At 46.8% G+C, this 543-nt stretch carries 1 pseudogene; it reads left to right on the top strand.

Annotation, left to right across the window (positions count from 1 at the left end):
• A pseudogene (locus ACYVO2_RS37345) lies at nt 1–497 on the top strand (IS256-like element IS1310 family transposase); the annotation flags it as partial.
• Between the last annotated feature and the right edge of the window lie 46 nt (nt 498–543).

The following is a 543-nucleotide window of genomic DNA, read 5'->3' on the forward strand; positions in this document are numbered from 1 at the left end:
CCAAAGCCACGGTTTCCAACATGACTAAAGCCGTCAATGAACAGGTTCAAGCTTTCCAGCAACGTCGACTGGCTTCACAATATGCGGCTATCTTCTTAGATGCCACTTACTTGCCGTTAAAGCGGGATACCGTTCAAAAAGAAGCGGTTCATATTGCGATTGGCATTCGTCCAGATGGTACGAAAGAAGTGCTGAACTACCAAGTGGCGCCGACGGAATCAACTGGGATCTGGACTGAATTACTGGGAACCCTGATTAAGCAAGGTGTCAAAGATGTGCTGTTGTTTGTGGCCGATGGGTTAGTTGGTTTGGATGAAGGTTTAAATCGGCATTTTCCCAAAGCTAAACGACAACGTTGCCTGGTTCATGTTGGGCGGAATCTGATGAACAAGGTTCGCGTAAAAGACCGCAAGGCCGTGATCAGTGACTTTAAACAAGTTCATCGGGCCGCCAACCGTGAAGCAGCCGAACTGAAACTGAATGAGTTCGCCAACAACTAGCATCAGACCTATCCCAAATTAATCAAAGATCTGCTTAAAATGC

The sequence above is a fragment of the Streptomyces capparidis genome (genome assembly GCF_054782095.1).